Here is a 22,986-nt window from a genome sequence, read left to right on the forward strand (position 1 = left end):
GCTTAAACCTCAATATTAATCGTCTTAATTTTTTGAATCATTTTGTTTAAAGCCAAAATATCACTGTCCATTTGCCCGTACAGCAAGCTATTTGGGGTTTGTGTATCTCGCACTCGTTGTAGTCGCTGAACTGCTTTTTGCATTTTTTCAGCACTCCCAGCATCAAACACAGCATGAGCACAACTCAAGCAACTGGTAATAGCCGTAAAAGAAATTTTTTCGCAAGAATCTGGGTTGGTACAAGCACCAAAAAGACTTGGTTTATACGCAATTTCTCCCTTTTTCATTCGCTTAATCGTTTCTTCACGATTTGGAAATACCTTGATTAATTGCTCACGTTCTTTTTGTAACTGCAAATATGTACCTGCCCCACCCAGCAAACGACTAGAACTGTTAATTACACCATCATCAAATTGTGCATAAGAATGTACCAGTCGCTGATACTCAAGCTCTTGAATAAATTCCTTTTGGCTCTCACTGGCCAAAATATTCGGCGCAAAGACTGAGTTCTCTCGATAATATAGCGTCATCGCTTCAGTTAAATGCTTATATTGCACCGACAAAGCCCCTAGCCCAATAACGCCTGAACGTGCACCATAGACCGCCAAAGAACGTCTGAATTGATGGGTGCAAATATTCCAATATTGACCCATTTGACAGTCTTTTTCTTCTCGCCAGTTGCGGAAGCCATCGAATGCTTCCAGTTCGGCTATATCGCTTTCAGTAATTCGTAGTTCATCTCCCAACTTTTCTAAAAGATGCTGACGATAATTATTAAAATTAGTCTCTGTGCGAGTCGGTGCACCTTCATAATTAGAAATAAAATCCATTTCGTGCTCAATATTTCGATTATTTTTATGCTGAGGTTTTGGTAAATATCTTGTTGGAAATAAGGGATATTCACGAGGATTAGAAAAATCGTAATGTGGATTGAGCAAAGCATAAATCTCACCAATACTTTGAGCAGCATTCACTCCGATTTGGATATCTTCAAAGCTGATCCAGTAGGTGGATTTATTACCGCCACCATGTAACTTGGAGGTATAGCCCATGAGTACATGCACAAGATGCTCATTGCTCTTAACCGTTTGATAGCAGTCATAAGACAGTTGATTGACTTCGTTGTCCCGCATACCTGTAAATAGATGAATCCAAAGTTTGGCCATGCCTTGAATTATCGTGATATAACGGGTCAGATTGGCATGTTTTCTAATCTGATGATTTTCAAAAAGCTGAGTTAAACCCAGCAAATCACGAGCATCGTTGAAACTTATTGCTCGTTTAGCACGTCTAAACTCCACAGGCATCAGGGCAAAATTAGCATCCTGCTGAATACGCTGAAACCATTGCAACAACGCAGCTGCATTTTGATTAAACTCATTCAATTGATCTGCTAAAGTATTAATTAAAGCCATATAAAGCCGTGAAGGAATAACCTTGGTTTGCGGGCCGACTTTATTTGACTGCAACCTGAGTTGAGCCGCTAACTTCGCTAAATGCTCAATCGGTTGATAGGTACTAAAAGCAGGGATTAATAAGGGGTACTGCTGTTGCAGGCTAAAACAATCGGTTAAAAATGCTTTGATGCACAAGGCGGTTGAATAACTCACGCCAGCATAAGCATCATTAACTTTCGATAGATAAGCGCCATCAGCAAATAACTGCTGTAACGTACAACCATTCTTGTATGCAAGTCGTGCGAACTGACGCAATGCAAGATGACGCTGCTTAATACTTTTAATGATCGACTTACCCGTTTTAACGTACAATAACGCAAAGATGATTTTTTTCATTTCTGCACGTATTTGACAGAAGAGAAAGTCGTTCTCTTCTGCATTCTCAAGCCATGTATTAAAATTTAATCGACAATGGCACTTCGGTAAATAGGGTGAAAGATCCCAAACATTGTCTGCATAAACCGATAATGTTGCACCACTTTTCATTCGAGACAATACAAAAGAGGCAGGAACAGCCAACTGATGATTCTGTAAATTATACTCATCGGGTAAAAACTGCTCAGCAACACCAGTGGCGTACAAATACGAATTAAATGAACTCATGATATCCACCCCAAATCAAGTAATAATTCAAAATGATTGAGCCAATAGGCATCTAAATCGCCGCTTTCTACTTCTTCTTGAATTGAAAAAATACGGTCACGCAAATTTTCATAAGTATTTGATAAATCGTTGAGTACTTCATCAATTCGATGTAAAAGCACACCGAATTGTGACTCCCATTTAATCAAATCCGTAGCTTTTTGCTTAACGTAACCGAGCAAACTTTTCAGTGATAAAAGCTTACGAATATCCGTATCATCGGCATGGATTGCATAGTGCTGACAGAACAAGCAATGCTCAAATTGCTGGCAGTTTGGGGTTGGAGCTTGTGCGGTAAAACCAAGTGCTTTTTCAGGCTGAGGCGTTGCTGTCACACATGCACCGACAGGCAAGGTCTGGACATCAACAGACTCATCTAGCGTTTGCACCGCAATTCGTTCAAGCGTTCGAGTTTGTTCGACGGCAACTTCTCTCAGCTCATTAAAAAACTGTGAAATTTGCTGAGCTGCATCTTTAAATGACGTACGTGCATAATTATTTCTTGCTGTATCGAGTGAGTGACCCATAACTTCTGCTTCAAGCAGTAAATCACCATCACTTAACTCAACAGTTTGGCCGCTTTTATGCTTACGCCACTGTTGCGGAGTAATCCAGGCCATTTGAGGGAAAATACGTTGTAAAAAACTTCTGAGTAATTGCAACTTAGCAGTTCCAATCGGTACAAGCCTTTGAATTTCATTACGTTGTGGAAAGATAAAATCACAGGTTTCATCTTGGATATACCATGCTCGAAGTTCTAAAATTTGTCTAAAAACAGGTTCAAATGTCACCCCAAATTCGGGCCGAACTTCTTTCCCGCCAGCACGACTTTTTGTGCCTGAGAATCTCTGTCCCTGAGTTGAAGGCAAGATTTCCATCGTATCCAACTGTAACTGCTGAGCTGTGTCTAAATTAGCCCCCGTTTGTGAAATAAACAACAACATGCCAATCACTAGGCCATATGAAGCTAGTCGCTCTCGCTCCATATGTCGTTGGTCTTTATTCCGCTCTTCAAGCTTACGAATCGCTTGATTACGATTTTCACGTAAACGCTTTCGATGTTCACTATCCTCAGCAAGCCCGAAATCCACCAACATTTTTGAAAAATCGGGAATAGTTGAATATTTAGACAAATAACTGTGCATATCAAACTGAATATGTTGTTTTTCAGTTTGATGATGAAAGCCTGTATAAAAATAGAACTCTTCCTGATCCACGGATTGAAAATGTGCGGGAAAGTTACCCTCCTGTACAACGATACGATGGATTTCCGAAAATACATTCAACAAAGTCGCATACATCTTTTGATGATCCTCCTGTGCAATTGGTAAAACAGGAACATCATAACGCTGCGACTGTACTTGCATCGCTTGACTAGCAATATCAATTTCATGACAATCAAACACATAGGCGATTATTTTTGCAACATAACGCTGATACTGCTTTGCTGTGTGTGCAGCCAAGTTATCGTCATCAGTGTCCGCAAGCAGAGTCCGATCCACTAAATATTTACTGTAACGACGATAGGCATCTATCATGCTGTCCTTATCGGATAAATCAAAATTTTTCTTTTGCTGATCAATCCAATCCAAAAATATTTTGATAATGGAATAGAACAACCCTTTTGATAGATCCGATCCATCCATTTGCAGTAGATAATCGGTAAAACATTTTAAAAAATAGCGTCTTTTTTCATCAAAAGATGCAACAAGCTCATTGTCGGATATATCGGAAGAACATGCTCTTTTAGCAAAAAAGAATGTACCGATATCTAAAGTTCTAAAAGAAAATGAAGCTGTTTTATCTTTGAGCACGAGTATGAGATGCTCATGCTCAGTAATTTGTTTATGAATATCTGTGATATTTACCAACAATGGCGTACGAATAAAATTCATGACAAATCTCCTGCTAAATTCACAGAAGAGTTGACGTATTTCATCAAGCTAGATTCATACTCATGCTGAATTTTATTGCGCCATTGCAAGCGTGATTTATAGTTCAAATATTGCAAAGTCGTACTAATATTGCGATGCCCCATGCGAGCTTGCACATATTCGACCGCTGTCATAGCTGAATGACCCTCAGGCAGGTGTTGCAACTGGCTTTCAAGCAAGTTCATCCCAAAACTGGCACGTAAGTCATGAAATTTAAAGCTTGGAAACTGCGGATCAATCAAACGAATCTCGGGTAATAGCACGACTTTTAAGTAACTACGCACGGCTTCACCTTCATAGAGTTTAAGCCTCGCCCCAAACGAATCAGAGGCTTTGATTTTTTCGATTAGCTCTTGCTGCTCAGCTTTGCTGGTATAGAAAGGTGTGCCCAGTTTGGTGAGAAATACATAATTTTCATCCGACTCGCCATAGCTAGACTTCTGTCTACGCTGTTGTGCTTGTGGGCTATCAATATAAATTTTAAGGTCTTGTGCTAACCAATTCGGGATGAGTAGCGTCATAGGCTTTTGAAATTTGGTATCAATGCCCGTACCCGACCCAACAGGCAGACGGATAAAACCCTGACTATCGGGCTTACGACCAATTAAGTTTTTGATTCGTAGAGTGCAAATGGTTTGTAAGCGAGCGCCCGTGAATAAGGCAAAATAGAACATCAGCTGATATTCACGTGATGATTTTAGCAGTGCTTTTAATATGACTGTTTGCGATTCAATACTGAATGGACTTAATTCACCATCATCCGCAATCGTTTCAGGATTCGGTGCTTTGGCTGGAACATGAATCGCAAGATCATGCGACTTAATTGCCATTTTTCTACGTGCGCCAAATTCATTATCTACCGCAATATATTTGTATACATCTTTAAACGGTATGCCATAACGCTGATGATCAACCAAATCTTCTGTGACAAGAAAGCGATAAAAATTCACCACTGCATTAATTCGACCACGTGCAGAATTGGCCGAGATTAGACCTGCATTCGTCTGCTCAATCAGACGAGTACGATATTGAAAAATCGCATTCAACTGTTTTAGCTTATGAAATTTCAAGAAATCCAGCTGTTCATCTTCTAAAAAGCGCTGAAAATCAACAAGCTGATGTGCAATAGATGCAAAGGTTTTAAAATCATACTGTATTGTTTGCTCAAGTTTTTTCAGCAAATACAGATTAAAAATTTCTGATGGGCTTCCATCCCCTTGAATAATGACTGGGAATTCAAGGTAAGCATCACCATAATTTTCGAACTCAGCATTATTGAAACAATGAGTTGCCTTAGCCAACGTCAATAATTGAAATTTTTTGATGGTCACGACTTTGGCTTTAGACTGGTAGCGTGACTGACCATTTTTAAGTTTAGTGCTCATTTTGAGCCTCCTGTTTATTAAAAACAGGCAAAAAGCGACTTTGAGGTAGGATTGACAAAAATGCCCCTATTCATCAAAATACAAATGTCTGATCACCAATGAAGACATTCATAAAAGCTCATGTTCCCGCATGGGCTTTTATACTTTTTGCCGAATGAAAAAGTTAATTCAATTTTTTTAATTGACCCTCCGTGTTTTGCTTAAATTGAGTTAGAATAAAATTCACTTGTGAATTTAATGATCTGTTTTGCAACAAAGCTTCTTCTTTCAACCAGCTTTTTAATACAGGTGAAATACGTAACTTAAGTTGTGTCGAAGAACTTGATAATTTCATATGAACCAACCTGGTTTAATAATGTGGTTCATCAACAAACCACTTTTAAATTAAAAATCTTTCCCGTAATGTAGTCAATAATGGATTGTATTAATTATGTTAATATTACAAGATGCTCAACTGAAAATTCGTCTCCCAAGTGATCTAAAACAAAAAATTGAAGAAGTTGCAAATCAAGAAAAACGCTCAATGAATGCAGAGATAGTTGATCGCTTGGAAAAAAGCTTTCACTTTGTTACTCTCCCTGAAACAAACCCGAAAAATTTAAAACTTGCACACTATCAAATAATTGACCGAAAAGTAGAAGTTGCTGAAAGACTTGCTCATAGCCTAAATCTAATTAATAGCTTCAAAATGAATGCAGTAAAATACTCACACATTGCTAGAATGTGTAAGTATGAAAATGCTGAAGTTTTTCTAAATTGGTTACAAGCCAAACAAGAACCTTCTTTTACTGAGTTAGAGAAAATCGCAGCCTATTTATATATTGATCAGGATTGGTTGATACACGGAGATGGGCATCCCATTCTATCCTCTAACTGGCAGATCGAAAATAATGTAGATTCAAACATCAATTCTCTGTTTTCTCATGTTGACCCTGTTTCCAAACAGGAGATTGAGGCTCAGAAAATCATTCTTGTTCGAAATATATCTGAAGAGGGCAATCTCCTTATCATTAAAGTATTACAAGACTGGCGTGTCGAAGTGCTAACTACCAATATTCACGTTTCTACGTACAATGGAGTGGGTGGACAAAATATGTTAGAAAGTTTTGCTCGCCTATGTTCACAACTATATAAATCTACAAAATATCTAACAAGAACAAATGCCTACTTAATTAATAATGAATTATTTGAAAAAATTCTAACGTGCGAAGAGCACCCATTAGCCCTATTAAAAAAAGAGCACACAAGTATTTGGTGGGAAGCCTTTTGGGATGCAACTGATTCTAATAACGTTCGAAAGGACTTTTTAGACGTATGGCATGACTGGGATCAAACATCCTCTATTGCCATTAATGCCCTTTCTAAAAAATTATAGATGAAGACTAATTTATCAAATCATCACAACTTTCAGCACATCACCCCATGTAATGATGTGTTAACCATTGGTATATTCAAATAAATCCTGCATATTGCAATTAAAATATTTGCACAAGGTATCAGCGACTGAAAGTTCAATTCGCACGGCACGATCATAGTAAAGACTGGTGAGGGTATTTCGATTAATACCTGTCGCCTGAGCTACCTCACTTAACTTTAAAATTTTTCGCTCGCCCATCAAAGTTGATAGCCTACATCTAATCATAACGACCTTTAAATTAAAAAATTAACCTACAGCAAGTCAATTTAACTTGATAAATCACATTTAGAATGATAACTTAACCTACAGCAGGTTATTTTGTTCCCTAAAAACAAGTTTACTTTTCTAAATCTCATTATATAATTTTTTATGGAAGTTCAGCTATGAATAACTATTTTTCTCCAAAATTCTCTGTTTCAGAGGAAGTTCGTTCAACTGCTGTTGCACTGATCAAAGAGTTTAATATTGACCGTACATTTGATTTAGCTTTGTTTCTGAATGTTAACCCCAATTTAAATGACCAAGATGCAACTTTAGCTTGGGTTAATTATTTTGAAAAAAATCAACATGATCTCAGTGACTTCAACTATGTTAGACGCCACTTCATGAAAAATTTTCCTAAAATTATGTTTTCGGATTGAAATGAGCAAAATAGAATAGGGAGATAATTTATAAGTCTCCCTTTTTTATAAATATAAATTACACAGACATACCTACAGGCTCGGATCAATCAATTAGTTCAATAAGTTCACCTATCAAATATCGCTGAATAATATCAAACTCTTTCACATAGGCATAAACAAGTTGATCTTCAATTTTTAATTCATTTAATACACTAAATGTAGTTGAAGTTATACCGCTCTCAGTTTTATTGACAGTTAACAATTGATTAATATCATCTCCACTCGAGCTAGATAGAGTGTAAATTTTTTCTTCAAAACTTCTTAACTTTACAAAAAATATTTCTTTATGGTTATTTATTTGCACAACCATTTTTTTAATATGACACATAATACCTCTCACTATTTAGCAATAATCTTCACTTACAAACTATTTTTTAAAATTTCTTAAAAACATGTTATCTATTCATCTGATTTTTCATTCAACCTCACCTCTTTAACTTTTCTATGTAAGCCTCACATTGAGAAAGCAAACCAAAATTATATTTTAAAGCGGTATTGGCTCTAGCTGTTGCATATTCAATACCTTGAATTTCACGCTGCTGAGCAAAAACTTGAATCGCAGGATGTAACTGTTCTGAGCAACTGGCATCGTTGCTAAAGTATTTTAAAGTCTTGGTATTGGAAAAATATATTGCAGCAAACAATCGCCCATCTTTAAACACAATCGCGGATGAAGCATCTAAACTGCTTCCAGACCGACCTTCATAATACAGAGCCTCATCTGTTTTCAGTAAATAGGGCGCTGAGTAATTGTCGAAATTAGATTGAAATTTTAGATAATCATGCTTTAACAATGTTTGAAGTTCTGTTTGGATTTTTGGATTCAAAACAATTTGAGGAATTGATGAAATATCTGAATATTGAATGAAGTCTAGTTCTTGAGCATGAGTAAAAACGGAGATTGAAAAAAGTAGAAAAAGATAATAGTGATTCTTCATATCAAATTTATTATTTTTATGTCTATATTGACTTACTTATGGATTGTTTATTTTATATGGACACTTATGGAGTATCGATAAGAGTGAAACCCTTTTGAGCGTTCATAACATTCTCCACAAATGTTTTGTTTAATTATTTATAAGCTGTGTAAGCTAATTTATATTTAGCACTTTTTGTGCCAACGACCATTATAATTAATTATCAAGAAAAAACAGCACTTTATAGTTTTATTTTTTAACACTCTTTAGTCGATTGTTATTTTGTGTAAAAAACTGACATTTTTTGTCAGTTTAATTCCACTCTTAGTCCATTCAAACATCCTTCTCAATCTATCTATATCAGGTACAAAGCATAGATCAAATCCAATCCCTAACTTTAATTTAAAAGCCCTCTTTCATATTCTGCGGTACTGCTTAAGCCTTCGAATGATGAAGCCCCAACCCATTCCGAATTTTAAATTACTTTATTTTAAAGTGTAAATAACTGACTTTATTGAAGAAGAAATTTAAATTCCCTTCTTCACTCCATACAGGTGGTCGGTGATCACCAACTACTACGATCTCCACACCCTTCATATGAGGTTCTTTAATTATTTCAGCAAGCTCATCCATAAACTGTGATTCCAGTCGGGTATTCCGACACGTATCTCCATTCTCTTTTATTCCGTAATATTTACAATCAAATCGTTTATTATAAATATCCGATACCGCAAAGGGCTGATGTGATGTAAGGCTCATCCAGTAAAAAAATATTTTCTGATCTTCGTATTTAAAAAAATAGTCCGATACTTCTTTTATCAAACTCCTGTCACAGACCCCTTTAAATGCATCACAACGAGTAAGTCCCATAAAATTTTCACCAAACAAAGTTTGTGTAAATCCTGCATTTGGGTACCAGTCCAACCGATCATAAAGCAATCCACTCGCGCCATGTAATGCAACCGTCCGGTATTCTTTCTGTCGTAACTGTTCAGGTATACAATGCTTAAACTGTTCTTTTTCTATACGCTTCAACGCAAACCCATTATTAACGAGCTTTAACTGACATAATTCACGCAACTCCCCCGCGACAGTTGCTCCCGAAGCTTCAATCGAACCATAATTCATAAATTCAAAATTATCTTTTTGTTCTATTATTTTCTCCACAATGGATCTTTGAGCATCTGTATTACGTAATACCCCCCATGATTCCGCAAGAATATAAAGAATTTTATCTGAATGTGGCTGAACTAAATAACCCGAAACACTCTGCTGATGAGCATCCAAAGGAGCCAACTCTGGTGTCATGTTTGCCAGTCTCAGAAGTGTACTTTGTGTCAGCTCCTTATATAAAGACAGCTGGCTATGAGCAACATAATGGTTACCTCTTCCTAATACTCCTCCACCTGAAGCATAAGTGACCCGCAACTCAGACAATATATAAGAGCTCACAGCTAAAAGGAGAAGTAAAAAACAAGGATAAATTTTATTCTTTTGTTTTGTAAATTGTACTGTTATCCACAGTATTATTAAAATAAGAACAAGAAACAGTATTATTAATACCTTATATTGTAAGGGTGCAATCGGTATAAAAGATACCAGATAGCGTATAGATGCAATATCCATAAAAGGGAAAATCTGAACAACAAACATTAAAGCATCAAATATGACTGCAGAAACAAGAACTGCACTGCCTGTAAAACGACTGACTCTCCATGGGGTAAACATTAACAATAAAGCCAACAGATAGTCTATATTGATCAATGGTCTTACTGTAGACGTATAACAGGCTAATCCCAAAAAAATAACATTAGGCATCAAGATTAAAAAAATTAGATTGAATATTTCCCTATAACTTAATGATTCAATTTTTTTATTCAGAGAATGAACGTCTTTCATTTATTACAACATGCATAAAAACTGATTAATATTTTAAAATTCAAAAATTTATAAAGCAACAGAATAATTTCATCCATCTCTTCAAGCATATCAACCTAACAAAATTGGGCTGTTTCCCAGTTCATTTTTACTGTCTGTATATTTATTTGCGTAAAATAAATCCAGTATTTCCCCAGTTCTTATGACCCCATTCACCATTGCCAGACGATATTGCTCACTGCTTAATTCTTTTACGATCTCCAGGCAGATTTCATTCCAGACAGTCTGTTCTGTTGCATTTTTAATACCACGGTCAATGACAATCTCCACTTTTTTCTCGCAAAGGTTCAGATAAATCAGAACACCACTGTTCAGTTCAGTATCCCAGACACCGAGTTCTGCAAACAGCTGCCTCGCCCGATGCAAAGTATTCTGATGATACGCCTGGCTGGCGGGAATATGCCCTTCAATCACGACCTGGATTTCACCAATATGCCCCTGCTCTGCCTGCTTTACCGCCAGTGCTATAGCCTGCTGATCTGCTTTGGAAAAATAGCGTTTTGTTGCAGGCATGAACAAGAAATGTTTCAGCCAGCGCTTAAAACTGGGCTCTGACACTTCATGCAGTTTTGGTTCTGTAACGATTTCTGTCGTTTCTGTTTTAGTTACCATGAGCCTGATGCACCTCCACCGCCAAAACCACCACCGCCACCGCTGTAGCCTCCCCCACCACCAAATCCGCCTCCACCGCTTCCACCACGACCTGAAGAAGATAAAAACAGCTGAAAGATGGTCTGAGCCAGTGCCGTAATTAATAAAAAGAAAATTCCCACGCCCAGTAACAGACTGGTGACCAGTCCTGCACCATTGACCAGCCCTGCAACTACGCCTGCAACCGCAGCAGTCGATGCACTGAGTCGGTTACCCACCAGATAGGAAGCAAAAATACCTGCGACCAGAATAAACAATGCTGTACTGAAAGTCCGATCTTTGGCTTGCTGTTCATGCAGTGCCTGCTCCTGACGCTCTTTGAGTTCCTGCGCAGCTTTCTGTGCAGTTTCAGGATCCATATTCAGGACTTTTTCAATTTCTGCCAGTCCTGCATCTATCCCCTGCGCGTACTGAGCCTGTTTAAAATAAGGCGTGATCTGATTTCTGATAATCCGGCTGGTGATAATATCCGGCAGTACACCTTCAAGCCCATAACCGGTCAGAATCTGAATCCGTCGGTCATTGATAGCTATTGCCATCAATAAACCATTGTCCTGTTTTGCAGAACCCAGTTTCCATTTTTCTGCACTGCGCATGGCAAAGTCAAAGATATCTTCCTGCCCCGTGGTTGGGACAATAATGACACCGATCTGTGCTTTTCCCTGCTGATGCAGCTGTAATATGCGCTGACTGATCTGCTGTTTTTCAGTTGGACTTAATATTCCTGTCTGATCCACCACAGGTTCATTCAGTGTCGGTAGGCTGCGTATGGACTCACCATCTGCCATGTCATTCTGAATCTGTGGCTGCTGTACCTCTACAGCTGTTGCATCTACGGGTGCTTTCTGACTGTTTGCCTGTTGCTGCTTCAATATTTTAGCAGCCACCACCGCATCAGCACTTTCATCTGTTGCTGTTGCAACTTCACTCCAGCTGACCGTACTGCAACAGAGCACCAGGCTGAACAGAATCAGCTGAAATACTCTGTTGAATGATGATCGCTTCCAGAAAGACTCGGGCATCAGCACACCTCAATTCAGTGAGTTATTCAAATGAAACTTTCGGTGCATTCTGAGCACCCTGTTCTGCACTGAAATTTGGCTTGGTCTTCATACCAATCACCTTGGCAGTCATGACCTGTGGGAACTGACGTGAATAGGCATTAAAATCCTGAACTGTTGTGATATATCGGTTACGTGCAACTGAAATGCGGTTTTCTGTACCTTCAAGCTGAACCTGCAGATCACGGAACTGTTCATTGGCTTTCAGGTCTGGATAATTTTCTGATACCGCGATTAAACGTGACAGCGCACCTGTCATCTGTGCCTGTGCTTCCTGATATTTTTTAAACAGCTCTGGGTTTTCCAGGACTTCTTTATCGACTTTTAAACCCGCAACATTGGAACGTGCCTGAGTCACTTCGGTCAGTACCTGTTCTTCATGCTTTGCATAACCTTTCACCACATTAACCAGGTTTGGCACAAGATCAGCACGGCGCTGATACTGGTTTTCCACCTCAGACCAGGCCGCTGTTACTGCTTCATCCTTAACCTGTAAAGTGTTGTAGCCACAGCCTGATAAAGTCAGAGTTGAAGCCAGAGCCACAGCAAGCAAGCCTTTTTTGATATAATTCATCGCTTTTATCCTCAGGTATTTCTTTGTATTTGTATAAATATTTCCATTGTAGTGAATTTTATACCCTGTTGTGTTTATTTTGTTTAACTCCGTATAAACAATAAAAAAACCGGGAATATCCCGGTTTCATTTCAGACAAAGGAACTGTTCCATCTTTTCCAGACAGGAATAAAAGGAATCAGAAAACCTGTCAGCTGTACAGTACGGCTTTCAGTTCAGGTTTAAATCCATCCATGTCATATTCATCTGCAAGCCTGGCTTTCCAGTGATTCACAAGATCTGTGTAATCAATTTCTGACGGATGAAAATCTGCTTTGAAATAAGACAGATATTCAGGGATCAGTGAAATCAGCATTTTTGCAATCATATATACACCAAAAGCATTCTGCGTCACTTTAGGCACACTTTTACGCCAGTCCTGCATAAACAGACGGGAAGCCGAATAGAACGTCAGGCTTGCAAAACCTGTGGTCACACTTTTCATGACATTCCGGCGGACTTTGTCATCTTTATAAATGGCCTGGTACACATCAAAGGCAACGGCACGGTGTTCAATTTCTTCAATGGCATGCCAGACCCAGAGCTTGATTGCATCATCATCCAGGGTACTGAGCACTTCAGGATGACGTAAAATATAACCGCCCAGTAAAGCCGTGAAATGCTCAAAAGCACAGGTAACGGCCAGCTGCAGTTTTGGGTGAGCATTTTTAATAAATGCATCACGGCGACCAAGCCATGCCTGGAAACTGTCCAGGTTATAGTCATCACGACGCCATGCATCATTAAATTCTGCATGTGCTTTGGAATGCATGGCTTCCTGACCAATAAATGCAGCTATTTCAGCCTGAAGTTTTTCATCAGTGACCTTTTCACGGACATTCCGTACGCTGTGTACAAAGAACTGCTCACCAATGGGAAATGTGGAAGACAATGCCGTCAACAGGTGAGACATGACAGGAGAATTTGCAAAAAAATGACGACGGATGGCTTTAGGATTGAACTGTGGTTTACGTACAGTAATGCCAATCGCTTTCGGACGCTTTAAATATGATTTTTCTGTTGTCACTTGAGTAGTTGTCATTTCAGAATCCAGACAAGATCGGGAAATAATGATTTATACTGGCAGATAATGCACATTTGTATATTGCACAATCCGTCACTAAATGACCAAAGTGCTCATTCTGTCAAAAAAGCCATTCACTCATCAGGAAATCAAACAGTATAAATTTATTAAAATTATTATTTATCAAAATGATATAAAAAGTTCAGCTCAAAACTTCACTGTAATGAAATGTCACTAAAACCTGCAAGATTCCGACAGAAAACAACGCCTGCATAAATGCAGGCGTTGATAATGGGTCTCTGTATTTTTTAATGTGATCGTTCCATCTTACACATCAAGGTAATCCAGAATACCTTCTGCTGCCTGACGACCTTCCCAGATTGCGGTTACAACCAGGTCAGAGCCACGCACCATATCGCCACCCGCAAAAATTTTCGGGTTGGATGTCTGAAATTTATATTCCTGCTTTTCAGCTGCAACTACTCGTCCTGAGCCATCCAGACTGATGTTTGCAGAAGTGAACCAGTCAGCAGGACTGGTACGGAAACCGAATGCCAGCAATACGGTATCTGCCGCCAGTATTTCCTCTGAACCTGGAACGGGTTCAGGACTGCGACGGCCACGGCTGTCAGGCTGACCTAACTGAGTCGTCACAAATTTAACACCGGTCACTTTACCGTTTTCACCAACGATTTCAATCGGTTGACGGTTAAACTGAAATTCAACGCCTTCTTCACGCGCATTTTTTACTTCACGACGTGAACCTGGCATGTTTTCTTCATCACGGCGGTAAGCACAGGTGACTGTCTCAGCACCCTGACGAATGGATGTACGGTTACAGTCCATTGCTGTATCACCACCACCCAGTACAATCACTTTTTTGCCTTCAACACTGATGTATTCTGACGGATCTTTTTCCCAGCCTTGTGTACGGTTGACATTGGCAATCAGAAAATCCAGTGCATCAACCACACCATCCAGGTCTTCACCCGCAAAACCGCCTTTCATATACGTGTATGTTCCCATACCCATAAAGACTGCATCGTAATCTGCAAGCAACTGATCAATCGTGATATCTGTACCGATTTCAGTATTTAAACGGAACTCCACGCCCATACCTGTGAAAATTTCACGGCGGCGTTTCATCACGTCTTTTTCCATTTTGAATTCTGGAATACCAAAAGTCAGTAAGCCACCGATTTCAGGGCGTTTATCAAAGACAACCGGTTTCACACCACTACGCACCAGAATATCTGCACAGCCCAGACCGGCAGGTCCAGCACCAATGATCGCAACTTTTTTATCTGTCCACTTTACAGAAGACATATCCGGACGCCAGCCCAGTGCAAAAGCCGTGTCATTGATATATTTTTCAGCATTACCAATCGTCACTGCACCAAAACCATCATTTAAGGTACATGCACCTTCACACAGACGGTCCTGCGGGCAGACACGTCCACAGACTTCCGGCAGGGTGTTGGTTTGATGACACAGTTCTGCTGCCTGAAAAATACGACCTTCCGCAATCAGTTTCAGCCAGTTGGGAATGTAGTTATGTACCGGACATTTCCATTCGCAATATGGGTTACCACAGCCTAAACAGCGATGCGTCTGATTTGCCGCCACTTCTGCTGTAAAAGGTTTATAAATTTCCACAAACTCTGCTTTGCGGACATTGAGATCTTTTTTTTCTGGATCCTGACGGGCTACGTCCAGAAATTGAAAGTCATTGTTTAGGCGCTCTGCCATGTCTCTACTCCGTGGGTAGGCACAGTCTGTCTGTTTTCAGCTGTGCCTGCCTATCTATCTGCAGTCGTGGAATTATTGTGGGTCAGCTTGAGTGGTTTTCAGAAGCGTCTGTAAGTTTGCCGCTTTTGGTTTCACCAGCCAGAATTTACGGCCATAGAAATCAAACTCATTACGGATCTTATACGCCCAGGCACTGCCAGTTTCCTTGATGTGTTCATCCAGGATACGACCAAGGAACTCTTTATGCTCCTCCATGGATTCAGTTGAAATACGGTTCAACTCAATCAGTTCATGGTTGTAATGATCTACAAAGTCATTATCCAGATCAAGTACATAAGCAAAACCACCAGTCATACCTGCACCGAAGTTATGCCCTACTTTACCCAGTACCGTCACAATACCCCCAGTCATATATTCACAGCAATGGTCGCCTGCACCTTCGATGACAGCAAATGCACCTGAGTTACGTACTGCAAAACGCTCGCCTGCTGTACCTGCAGCAAATAATTTACCGCCAGTTGCACCATAGAGACAGGTATTACCAATAATTGCAGTTTCCTGAGTCTGGAATGGTGAACCTTTTGGAGGGAAGATCGACACACGACCACCTGCCATGCCTTTACCGACATAGTCGTTGGCATCACCTTCAAGTTTGATATGCAGACCACCAGCGTTCCACACACCCAGAGACTGACCTGCAGTACCTGTCAAATTCAGCTTAACAGGATGTGCTTCCATGCTCAGGTTGCCGTAACGTTTTGCGATTTCACCTGAGATACGGGCACCGATTGAACGGTCACAGTTACCCACAGTAAAGTGATATTCACCGCCTGTTCCTGCTTCAATCGCTGGCAACATTTCAGCAATCATTTTTTCTGCAAGCAGGCCTTTGTCGAATGGTGCATTGCCCTGAACCTGACAGTACTGCGCTTTGCCTTCCGCTGATGGATGCGACTCAAGTAATGCACTCAGATCCAGATGCGCATGTTTATCTGTTTCACCAGGTAACGTTTCCAGTAAATCTGTACGGCCAATCAGGTCTTTTAAAGATGCAACACCTAAAGCAGCAAGCCACTCGCGGGTCTCTTCCGCAATGAAGTGGAAGAAGTTGATCAGCATTTCAGGTTCACCAATATAGTGCTCCTGACGTAAATGATCCTGCTGAGTTGCAACACCGGTCGCACAGTTATTTAAGTGACAGATGCGCAGGTATTTACAACCCAATGCAATCATTGGTGTCGAACCAAAACCAAAGCTTTCTGCACCCAGAATCGCTGCTTTAACTACATCCAGACCAGTTTTCAAACCACCATCGGTCTGTACACGAACTTTGCCACGCAGGTCATTCACACGCAGTGCCTGATGTGCCTCGCTTAGACCCAGCTCCCATGGAGAACCCGCATGGTGAATGGATGATAATGGCGAAGCCGCTGTACCGCCGTCATAACCAGAAATGGTAATGAAGTCGGCATAGGCTTTGGCAACACCTGCTGCAATCGTTCCTACACCTGGTTCAGAGACCAGTTTCACAGAAACCATGGCCTGTGGATTGACCTGTTTTAAGTCAAAGATCAATTGTGATAAATCTTCGATTGAATAAATGTCGTGATGTGGTGGCGGAGAAATCAGCGTTACACCAGGCACTGAATAACGTAAACGTGCGATTAAGCCATTCACTTTACCGCCCGGTAACTGACCACCTTCACCCGGTTTCGCACCCTGTGCCACTTTAATCTGCAACACTTCCGCAGAGGTTAAGTAAGCTGGAGTTACACCGAAACGCCCCGATGCAATCTGTTTGATTTTAGAATTACGGATCGTGCCATAACGTGCAGGGTCTTCACCGCCCTCACCTGAGTTTGAACGACCACCAATGGTGTTCATCGCAATCGCAATCGCTTCGTGCGCTTCTGGTGACAATGCACCCAGTGACATACCCGCAGAGTCAAAACGTGGCAGAATTTCTTCAACTGACTCCACCGCTTCCAAAGGAATTGGATTGTCAGTTTTCAGTTTCAACAGGTCACGAATGGTCGCAATCGGACGGGTATTTACAAGCTCTGCATACTCTTTAAAGTCTGCATAATTGCCTGAACGTACCGATTTGTGCAGCGCATTGATCACATCAGGGTTAAATGCATGGTATTCCTTATCGAATACAAACTTCAGTAAGCCACCCTGATCAATTGGCTTACGGGGTTTCCACGCCGTTTCTGCCAGTTTTTTCTGGTCATTTTCAAGATCTTCAAAAGTCGCACCTTTAATACGGCTTGGCACACCTGTAAAGCATTTTGCAACCACTTCATCGGACAAGCCAACAGCTTCGAATAACTGACCGCCACGGTATGAAGCAACCGTAGAAATACCCATTTTCGAGAGAACTTTGAGTAAGCCTTTATCAATCCCTTTACGGAAATTGGCCTGTGCATGAATTGGGTCACCTAACAGCTCACCTTTAGCAATCAGATCATTGATCACGTCATAAGCCAGGTATGGATAAATCGCTGTCGCACCAAAGCCTAAGATCACCGCAAACTGATGCGGATCACGTGCAAGTGCCGTTTCGACAATGATGTTTGCATCTGTGCGCAGTCCAACACTGATCAGATAATGGTGAATTGCACCTGTGACCATCGCTGCGTTGGCAGGCAAATAACCCTGACGGATTTTACGGTCAGAAATTACAAGCAATGTTTTACCGTCACGGATTGCCTGAGCTGCATCTTCACAGATACGGGTAATTGCGGCTTCAAGACCCTCAGCTTCAGGATAGTTCAGATCAATATCTGCAATTTCATAGCCTTTACGACCACTGGTGCGGATCTGATGCATTTTCGAATTTGAAAGTACAGGACTGGACACGATCAGACGGTCAGCATGTTCAGGTCCCTGTTCAAAGACATTCTGCTCACGACCCAGACAGGTTTCCAGTGACATTACGATGGATTCACGTAATGGATCAATTGGTGGATTGGTCACCTGAGCAAACTGTTGACGGAAATAATCAGTCACATGGCGAACCTGACGTGACAGAACGGCCATTGGCGTATCGTCACCCATTGAACCGACCGCTTCCTGACCACTTTCAGCAATAGGACGAAGCAACTGATCACGCTCTTCAAACGTCACCATGAACATTTTCTGTGCCGCTTTCAGGTCATCACCTTTTAAGCCCTGATCACATAAATATTCTTCAAGTTCCGGACTGCCCTGTACACGAACAGAGTTTTCACGTAACCACTCACGGTAAGGGCGCATTTTTTTCAGGTGATTACTGACATCTTTCGTATCGAGCATTTTGCCTGTAAAGGTATCCACCACCAGAATCTGACCCGGACCAACACGTCCTTTTGAAATCACATCTTCAGGCTCATAACCCCATACACCAATTTCTGATGCAAGTGTGATGTAACCATTTTTGGTAATTACCCAGCGTGCAGGACGTAAGCCGTTTCGGTCAAGCATACAGATCGCGTGACGACCATCCTGAATCACAAGTCCAGCAGGACCATCCCATGCTTCCATATGTTTGGAGTTGAACTCATAGAATGCACGTAAATCAGCATCCAGAGTTTCAACGTTCTGCCATGCTGGTGGCACAAGCATACGCAGCGCACGGAACAGATCCATACCACCACCCACCAGGATTTCAAGCATGTTATCCATGCTTGAAGAATCCGAACCGGTACGGTTGACAATTGGATTCAGCTCAGTCAGACCAGGCAGTAATGGGTTTTCAAATTTAGGCGTACGTGCCACAGCCCAATTACGGTTTGCTGTAATGGTGTTGATTTCACCATTATGCGCCAGGTAACGGAATGGCTGCGCCAGTGGCCAGCGTGGCAATGTATTGGTTGAGAAGCGCTGATGGAACACCACAATATGAGATGCCAGACGCTCATCGGCAAGATCTGTATAAAAATCGGTGATGTATTCAGGCATCATCAGACCTTTATAGGTGATGACAGTCGAACACAGCGTTGTAACATAAAAATAAGGGTCAGCAGTCAGTTGCTGCTCTGCACGACGACGTGCCATAAATAATTTACGGTTGAACTCAACCTCTGTCACACCCATTGGGCAGTTGACAAAGATCTGCTCAAATGCAGGCAAAGACTGCATTGCAATTGAACCCAGTGCATCATTATTGGTTGGAACCACACGCCAGCCAATAACACGGCAACCTTCTTCCTCAATTTCTTTACTTAAAATCTGTTTGGCATGTGCAGCAAGTGCTGGATCCAGGTTCAGGAAAATGGTCCCGACTGCAAAAATTTCACTCAGTGTAATGTCACTGATTTTTTTAGCTTCTTCACGAAAGAAGTTTTTAGGCATAGCCAGTAACAGACCACAGCCATCGCCCGTCTTACCATCAGCAGCAATACCACCACGGTGTGTCATGCAACTTAAGCTATGAATTGCGGTCTTGACCAGGTCATGGCTTGCATCACCCTGCATATGGGCGATCAAACCGAAACCACAGTTATCTTTAAACTCATCCGGTTGGTATAAACCTTGAGCGGGAGCTACAGTATTAGGCGATGGCATGTGCATAGCGTACCCTTCTTTTTACATAGGCCCATTGGGCAAATTAACAATTTTATTACTTGTGTCGTTCAATTCAGCGAAGCCCTGTTCAGTACAGAACAAATCGTTCACTTAAAATAAAGATAATCCGATTTTATTCCCGATGCATGAAATATCTGCAAAATGTCTGCAGTAAATCCGCACTCTTTTAAAGCAGCTGATCTGAAAAATCCCACACACTCATTGAATCATTTCGCGCCAAAACAGGGATATTGACTCAACTCATGCACCAATAAAGCAATAAATATGCCAAATTATATTTATGTTTGTTAAATCTTCTGATTACTGTGTAATTCGACTTCAGCACAACAAAAAGCAGGCTTTTTCATTAAAATAATTGCACCACATTTGGGCAAAAAAATCTGTTTAAATATTGTTTTGCTCTATTTTAGTCCGATTGAATCCGCTGAACCTATTCTGGTGCAGAAACTGGAGACTGAGGTGCGACCAGCTTACTTTCGGTATTACTGTGACTTTTCTGCACATCCACCACGTTACCATCTGCATCACGTCGGGTAACTGTCGTCGTTGTTGTACTCAAGGCACCTGGCGTTGCAGGTGCTGCGGGCTGCGGCTTAGGTAATGCAAGTAAACTTTCATCAATTAATGGCAGTGCCGCAGGACGTAAACGAACTTCATAAAGCTTACTGTTCAGTCCCATCTCATCAGCACCCAGATCATTTACAAGTCCAGCATACTGTCCTATTGTTCTCACAACAGGCTTAACGGATGGCGGTAAAACAAGATTCTGCCGAGCAAATGCCGTCTTTGCTTCATCACTATTTTTAAACAGACCATACAGCAGCACATATTGCTCTGCCTGATTTTCACCACTCAGGCGTATGTAATAGTAGTCTTTACGCTGAGGTAATTTTTTTAAAAAGCTTTTGATAATATCTTCTTCAGTCACTCTGAACAGCTCAACCGTTGAAGCTTTTTTATTTTCATCTATAAAACGGGTACCACGAAATTCAAAATTATGATCACCTGAGGCAACAACCCGGTTGGTCAACTCCAGAGGTCTCACCTCATCCATTAATGCACCAAGATGGGTCGTTGCTGCAACTTTTTCAGGCTGAATCTGTAACTCCAGCTCAGACTCAGGTACATTACCTACTTCAGCCAGTTCCTGCTTATCCGTCACAGCCCAGAAAATAAGCGCAAAAAACAGACACAGAACGCCCAGCAGCAACCAGATGTAGCCCTGTATTTTTTGCCATTGTGTACGGATTGCTGTCATGAGTTACCTTTCAGTGCTGGTTCGCTACAATCACCTGTTTCATCAACTCGACATCAAAGTCACGGGTAATTACAGCCTGTCCCAGCTTTTTCATTAATACCAGTCTCAACTGCCCATTCAGCACTTTTTTATCATGTGCCATATAAGCCAGAAACTCTTCCAATGGAATTTTAGGACAAACGATCGGCAAATTGGCACGTAAAATGATTTTTTTTGTACGTTCCAGATCAGATTCTGAAATCCACCCCATACGGAAAGATAAATCAGCAGCCATAACCATTCCCGTTGCGACAGCCTCACCATGTAACCACTCACCATACCCCAGGTATGATTCAATTGCATGTCCAAAAGTATGACCCAGATTCAGCAGAGCACGGTCACCCTGTTCTTTTTCATCACTTGCCACAATCCGTGCTTTATGCGCACAGGACTTATAAACTGCGATTGCAAGCACAGTTTCATCGCCTGCGACAAGCGCTTCCATATGCTGTTCAAGCCAGTCAAGAAACTCTACATCACCCAGTAATGCATATTTAATCACTTCAGCCAGGCCAGCAGATAATTCTCTTGAAGGCAATGTACTTAACTGAGACATATCAGCCAGTACAACCTGTGGCTGCTGAAAAGCACCAATCATGTTCTTGCCTAAAGGATGGTTAATACCCGTTTTTCCACCCACACTCGAATCCACCTGCGACAGCAATGTAGTTGGAACCTGCGCAAAATATACACCGCGCTGAAAACTTGCAGATGCAAAACCCGCCATATCCCCAATCACACCACCACCCAAAGCCAGAACCGTACAATCCCGGTTAAACCCTGCCTCAAGCAAAGCATCAAAAATAAGATTCAGATGCTGAATATCCTTATATTTCTCACCATCAGACAGAATACAGGTATGTACTGTTTTTCCTGATGCTTCAAGCGCAGCAACATAATGATCCAGATACAGCGGGGCAACGGTCGTATTGGTCACCACCATGACCTGATGACCATGAATATAGGGTTCAAGCAGCTCCTGAGCGTTCAGTTTACTGCCAATAAAAATAGGATAACGGCGATCGCCGAGTTCAACATATAAAGTTTGCATGGAAATTAAGCCCGTCTGCCTATGATTATGTATTTTTTGAAACAACGACCTGAAGAATCTTTTGTGCAAGATCCCGGGCTGCCCCCTGGTTGGTTTCAATAATATGATGTGCAACTTCACGATACAACGGATCTCTGATCCTGAGCAACTCTCTGAGTTTCTGCTCTGGATTTTCCACCTGAAGTAAGGGACGGTTTTTATCGCGATAAGTACGCTGAAGCTGAATTTCGACAGGAGTATACAGATAAACAACAATACCGCGCTGTTTAAGAAATTCCCGATTAGGAGACTGAGTGACAACACCACCGCCGGTCGCAAGTACCAGCTGTTTACGTGTTGTCAGTTCATCAATGACTGAGGTTTCACGACTGCGGAAACCCGGTTCACCTTCTTTTTCAAAAATCCAGGGAATGGATGCTCCTGTCCTGCGCTCAATTTCATGATCACTGTCCAGAAACTCCCGACCAAGCAACTCTGCAAGATGTCGCCCTACTGTCGTCTTCCCCGCACCCATTGGCCCTACCAAATATATATTTGGCAGGGTTTCAAACTCATTGCCTGGCAAGGAGTCACCTATTATTCTGCTAAATTTAAAATA

18 protein-coding genes are annotated in these 22,986 nt (G+C 41.2%); 2 read left to right on the forward strand and 16 right to left on the reverse strand.

Annotated elements, in window-relative coordinates; all coding sequences use genetic code 11:
• Positions 1 to 2: 2 nt before the first annotated feature.
• Genes CDG60_RS16655 through CDG60_RS16665 form a run of 3 tightly spaced genes read right to left on the reverse strand, consistent with a single transcriptional unit; the run spans position 3 to position 5,418 of the window.
• Positions 3 to 2,060 carry a hypothetical protein gene (locus CDG60_RS16655; RefSeq protein WP_087512145.1) on the reverse strand — a complete coding sequence of 686 codons (2,058 nt, stop codon included), beginning with the start codon at positions 2,058 to 2,060 and terminating at the stop codon, positions 3 to 5.
• Positions 2,057 to 3,994, reverse strand: a complete 1,938-nt coding sequence (locus tag CDG60_RS16660; protein WP_087512144.1) for a hypothetical protein — start codon at positions 3,992 to 3,994, stop codon at positions 2,057 to 2,059. Before CDG60_RS16660 ends, CDG60_RS16655 begins: the two co-directional genes overlap by 4 nt.
• Positions 3,991 to 5,418: a tyrosine-type recombinase/integrase gene (locus tag CDG60_RS16665; protein WP_087512143.1), complete on the reverse strand. Its 1,428-nt coding sequence runs from the start codon at positions 5,416 to 5,418 to the stop codon at positions 3,991 to 3,993. Before CDG60_RS16665 ends, CDG60_RS16660 begins: the two co-directional genes overlap by 4 nt.
• 430 nt (positions 5,419 to 5,848) lie before the next feature.
• Here CDG60_RS16665 and CDG60_RS16670 point away from each other — a divergent pair, with 430 nt between their 5' ends.
• Positions 5,849 to 6,793: an Arc family DNA-binding protein gene (locus CDG60_RS16670; RefSeq protein WP_087512142.1), complete on the forward strand. Its 945-nt coding sequence runs from the start codon at positions 5,849 to 5,851 to the stop codon at positions 6,791 to 6,793.
• 60 nt (positions 6,794 to 6,853) lie between these two features.
• On the opposite strand, the gene CDG60_RS16675 is transcribed toward CDG60_RS16670, so the two are convergent.
• Complete coding sequence (locus CDG60_RS16675; protein ID WP_087512141.1) at positions 6,854 to 7,060, reverse strand: helix-turn-helix domain-containing protein; 207 nt, start codon at positions 7,058 to 7,060, stop codon at positions 6,854 to 6,856.
• A gap of 158 nt (positions 7,061 to 7,218) precedes the next feature.
• On the opposite strand from CDG60_RS16675, the gene CDG60_RS16680 reads away from it, so the two are divergent.
• Positions 7,219 to 7,476, forward strand: a complete 258-nt coding sequence (locus tag CDG60_RS16680) for a hypothetical protein (protein WP_087512140.1) — start codon at positions 7,219 to 7,221, stop codon at positions 7,474 to 7,476.
• A gap of 85 nt (positions 7,477 to 7,561) precedes the next feature.
• On the opposite strand, the gene CDG60_RS16685 is transcribed toward CDG60_RS16680, so the two are convergent.
• The 12 genes from CDG60_RS16685 to aroK form a co-directional block, all read right to left on the reverse strand.
• Complete coding sequence (locus tag CDG60_RS16685; protein ID WP_087512139.1) at positions 7,562 to 7,846, reverse strand: hypothetical protein; 285 nt, start codon at positions 7,844 to 7,846, stop codon at positions 7,562 to 7,564.
• A 97-nt stretch (positions 7,847 to 7,943) separates the two neighbouring features.
• A complete protein-coding gene (locus CDG60_RS16690) occupies positions 7,944 to 8,456 on the reverse strand; it encodes a hypothetical protein (RefSeq protein WP_087512138.1) in 513 nt (170 codons plus the stop codon).
• 459 nt (positions 8,457 to 8,915) lie between these two features.
• On the reverse strand, positions 8,916 to 10,334 hold the full coding sequence (locus tag CDG60_RS16695; protein WP_087512137.1) for a sulfatase-like hydrolase/transferase: 1,419 nt from the start codon (positions 10,332 to 10,334) through the stop codon (positions 8,916 to 8,918).
• Between the two features lie 90 nt (positions 10,335 to 10,424).
• On the reverse strand, positions 10,425 to 10,985 hold the full coding sequence (locus tag CDG60_RS16700; protein WP_087512136.1) for a TPM domain-containing protein: 561 nt from the start codon (positions 10,983 to 10,985) through the stop codon (positions 10,425 to 10,427).
• Complete coding sequence (locus CDG60_RS16705) at positions 10,979 to 12,046, reverse strand: TPM domain-containing protein (RefSeq protein ID WP_087512203.1); 1,068 nt, start codon at positions 12,044 to 12,046, stop codon at positions 10,979 to 10,981. The genes CDG60_RS16700 and CDG60_RS16705 overlap by 7 nt, the downstream gene beginning before the upstream one ends.
• 22 nt (positions 12,047 to 12,068) lie before the next feature.
• Positions 12,069 to 12,659: a LemA family protein gene (locus CDG60_RS16710; RefSeq protein WP_087512135.1), complete on the reverse strand. Its 591-nt coding sequence runs from the start codon at positions 12,657 to 12,659 to the stop codon at positions 12,069 to 12,071.
• 190 nt (positions 12,660 to 12,849) lie between these two features.
• Positions 12,850 to 13,740: a metal-dependent hydrolase gene (locus tag CDG60_RS16715; RefSeq protein WP_087512134.1), complete on the reverse strand. Its 891-nt coding sequence runs from the start codon at positions 13,738 to 13,740 to the stop codon at positions 12,850 to 12,852.
• A 309-nt stretch (positions 13,741 to 14,049) separates the two neighbouring features.
• Positions 14,050 to 15,471: a glutamate synthase small subunit GltD family protein gene (locus CDG60_RS16720; RefSeq protein WP_087512133.1), complete on the reverse strand. Its 1,422-nt coding sequence runs from the start codon at positions 15,469 to 15,471 to the stop codon at positions 14,050 to 14,052.
• Positions 15,472 to 15,543: 72 nt separating this feature from the next.
• Positions 15,544 to 20,019, reverse strand: coding sequence for a glutamate synthase large subunit (gltB, locus tag CDG60_RS16725; protein WP_171405529.1), 4,476 nt, complete (start codon positions 20,017 to 20,019; stop codon positions 15,544 to 15,546).
• Positions 20,020 to 20,470: 451 nt separating this feature from the next.
• Positions 20,471 to 21,298 (reverse strand): hypothetical protein, encoded by an 828-nt coding sequence (locus CDG60_RS16730; protein ID WP_087512131.1) that lies wholly within the window; start codon positions 21,296 to 21,298, stop codon positions 20,471 to 20,473.
• Positions 21,299 to 21,308: 10 nt separating this feature from the next.
• On the reverse strand, positions 21,309 to 22,388 hold the full coding sequence (aroB, locus tag CDG60_RS16735; RefSeq protein ID WP_087512130.1) for a 3-dehydroquinate synthase: 1,080 nt from the start codon (positions 22,386 to 22,388) through the stop codon (positions 21,309 to 21,311).
• A gap of 25 nt (positions 22,389 to 22,413) precedes the next feature.
• Positions 22,414 to 22,953 carry a shikimate kinase AroK gene (aroK, locus tag CDG60_RS16740; RefSeq protein ID WP_087512129.1) on the reverse strand — a complete coding sequence of 180 codons (540 nt, stop codon included), beginning with the start codon at positions 22,951 to 22,953 and terminating at the stop codon, positions 22,414 to 22,416.
• Between the last annotated feature and the right edge of the window lie 33 nt (positions 22,954 to 22,986).

This window comes from Acinetobacter chinensis, assembly GCF_002165375.2.
Classification (GTDB): domain Bacteria; phylum Pseudomonadota; class Gammaproteobacteria; order Pseudomonadales; family Moraxellaceae; genus Acinetobacter; species Acinetobacter chinensis.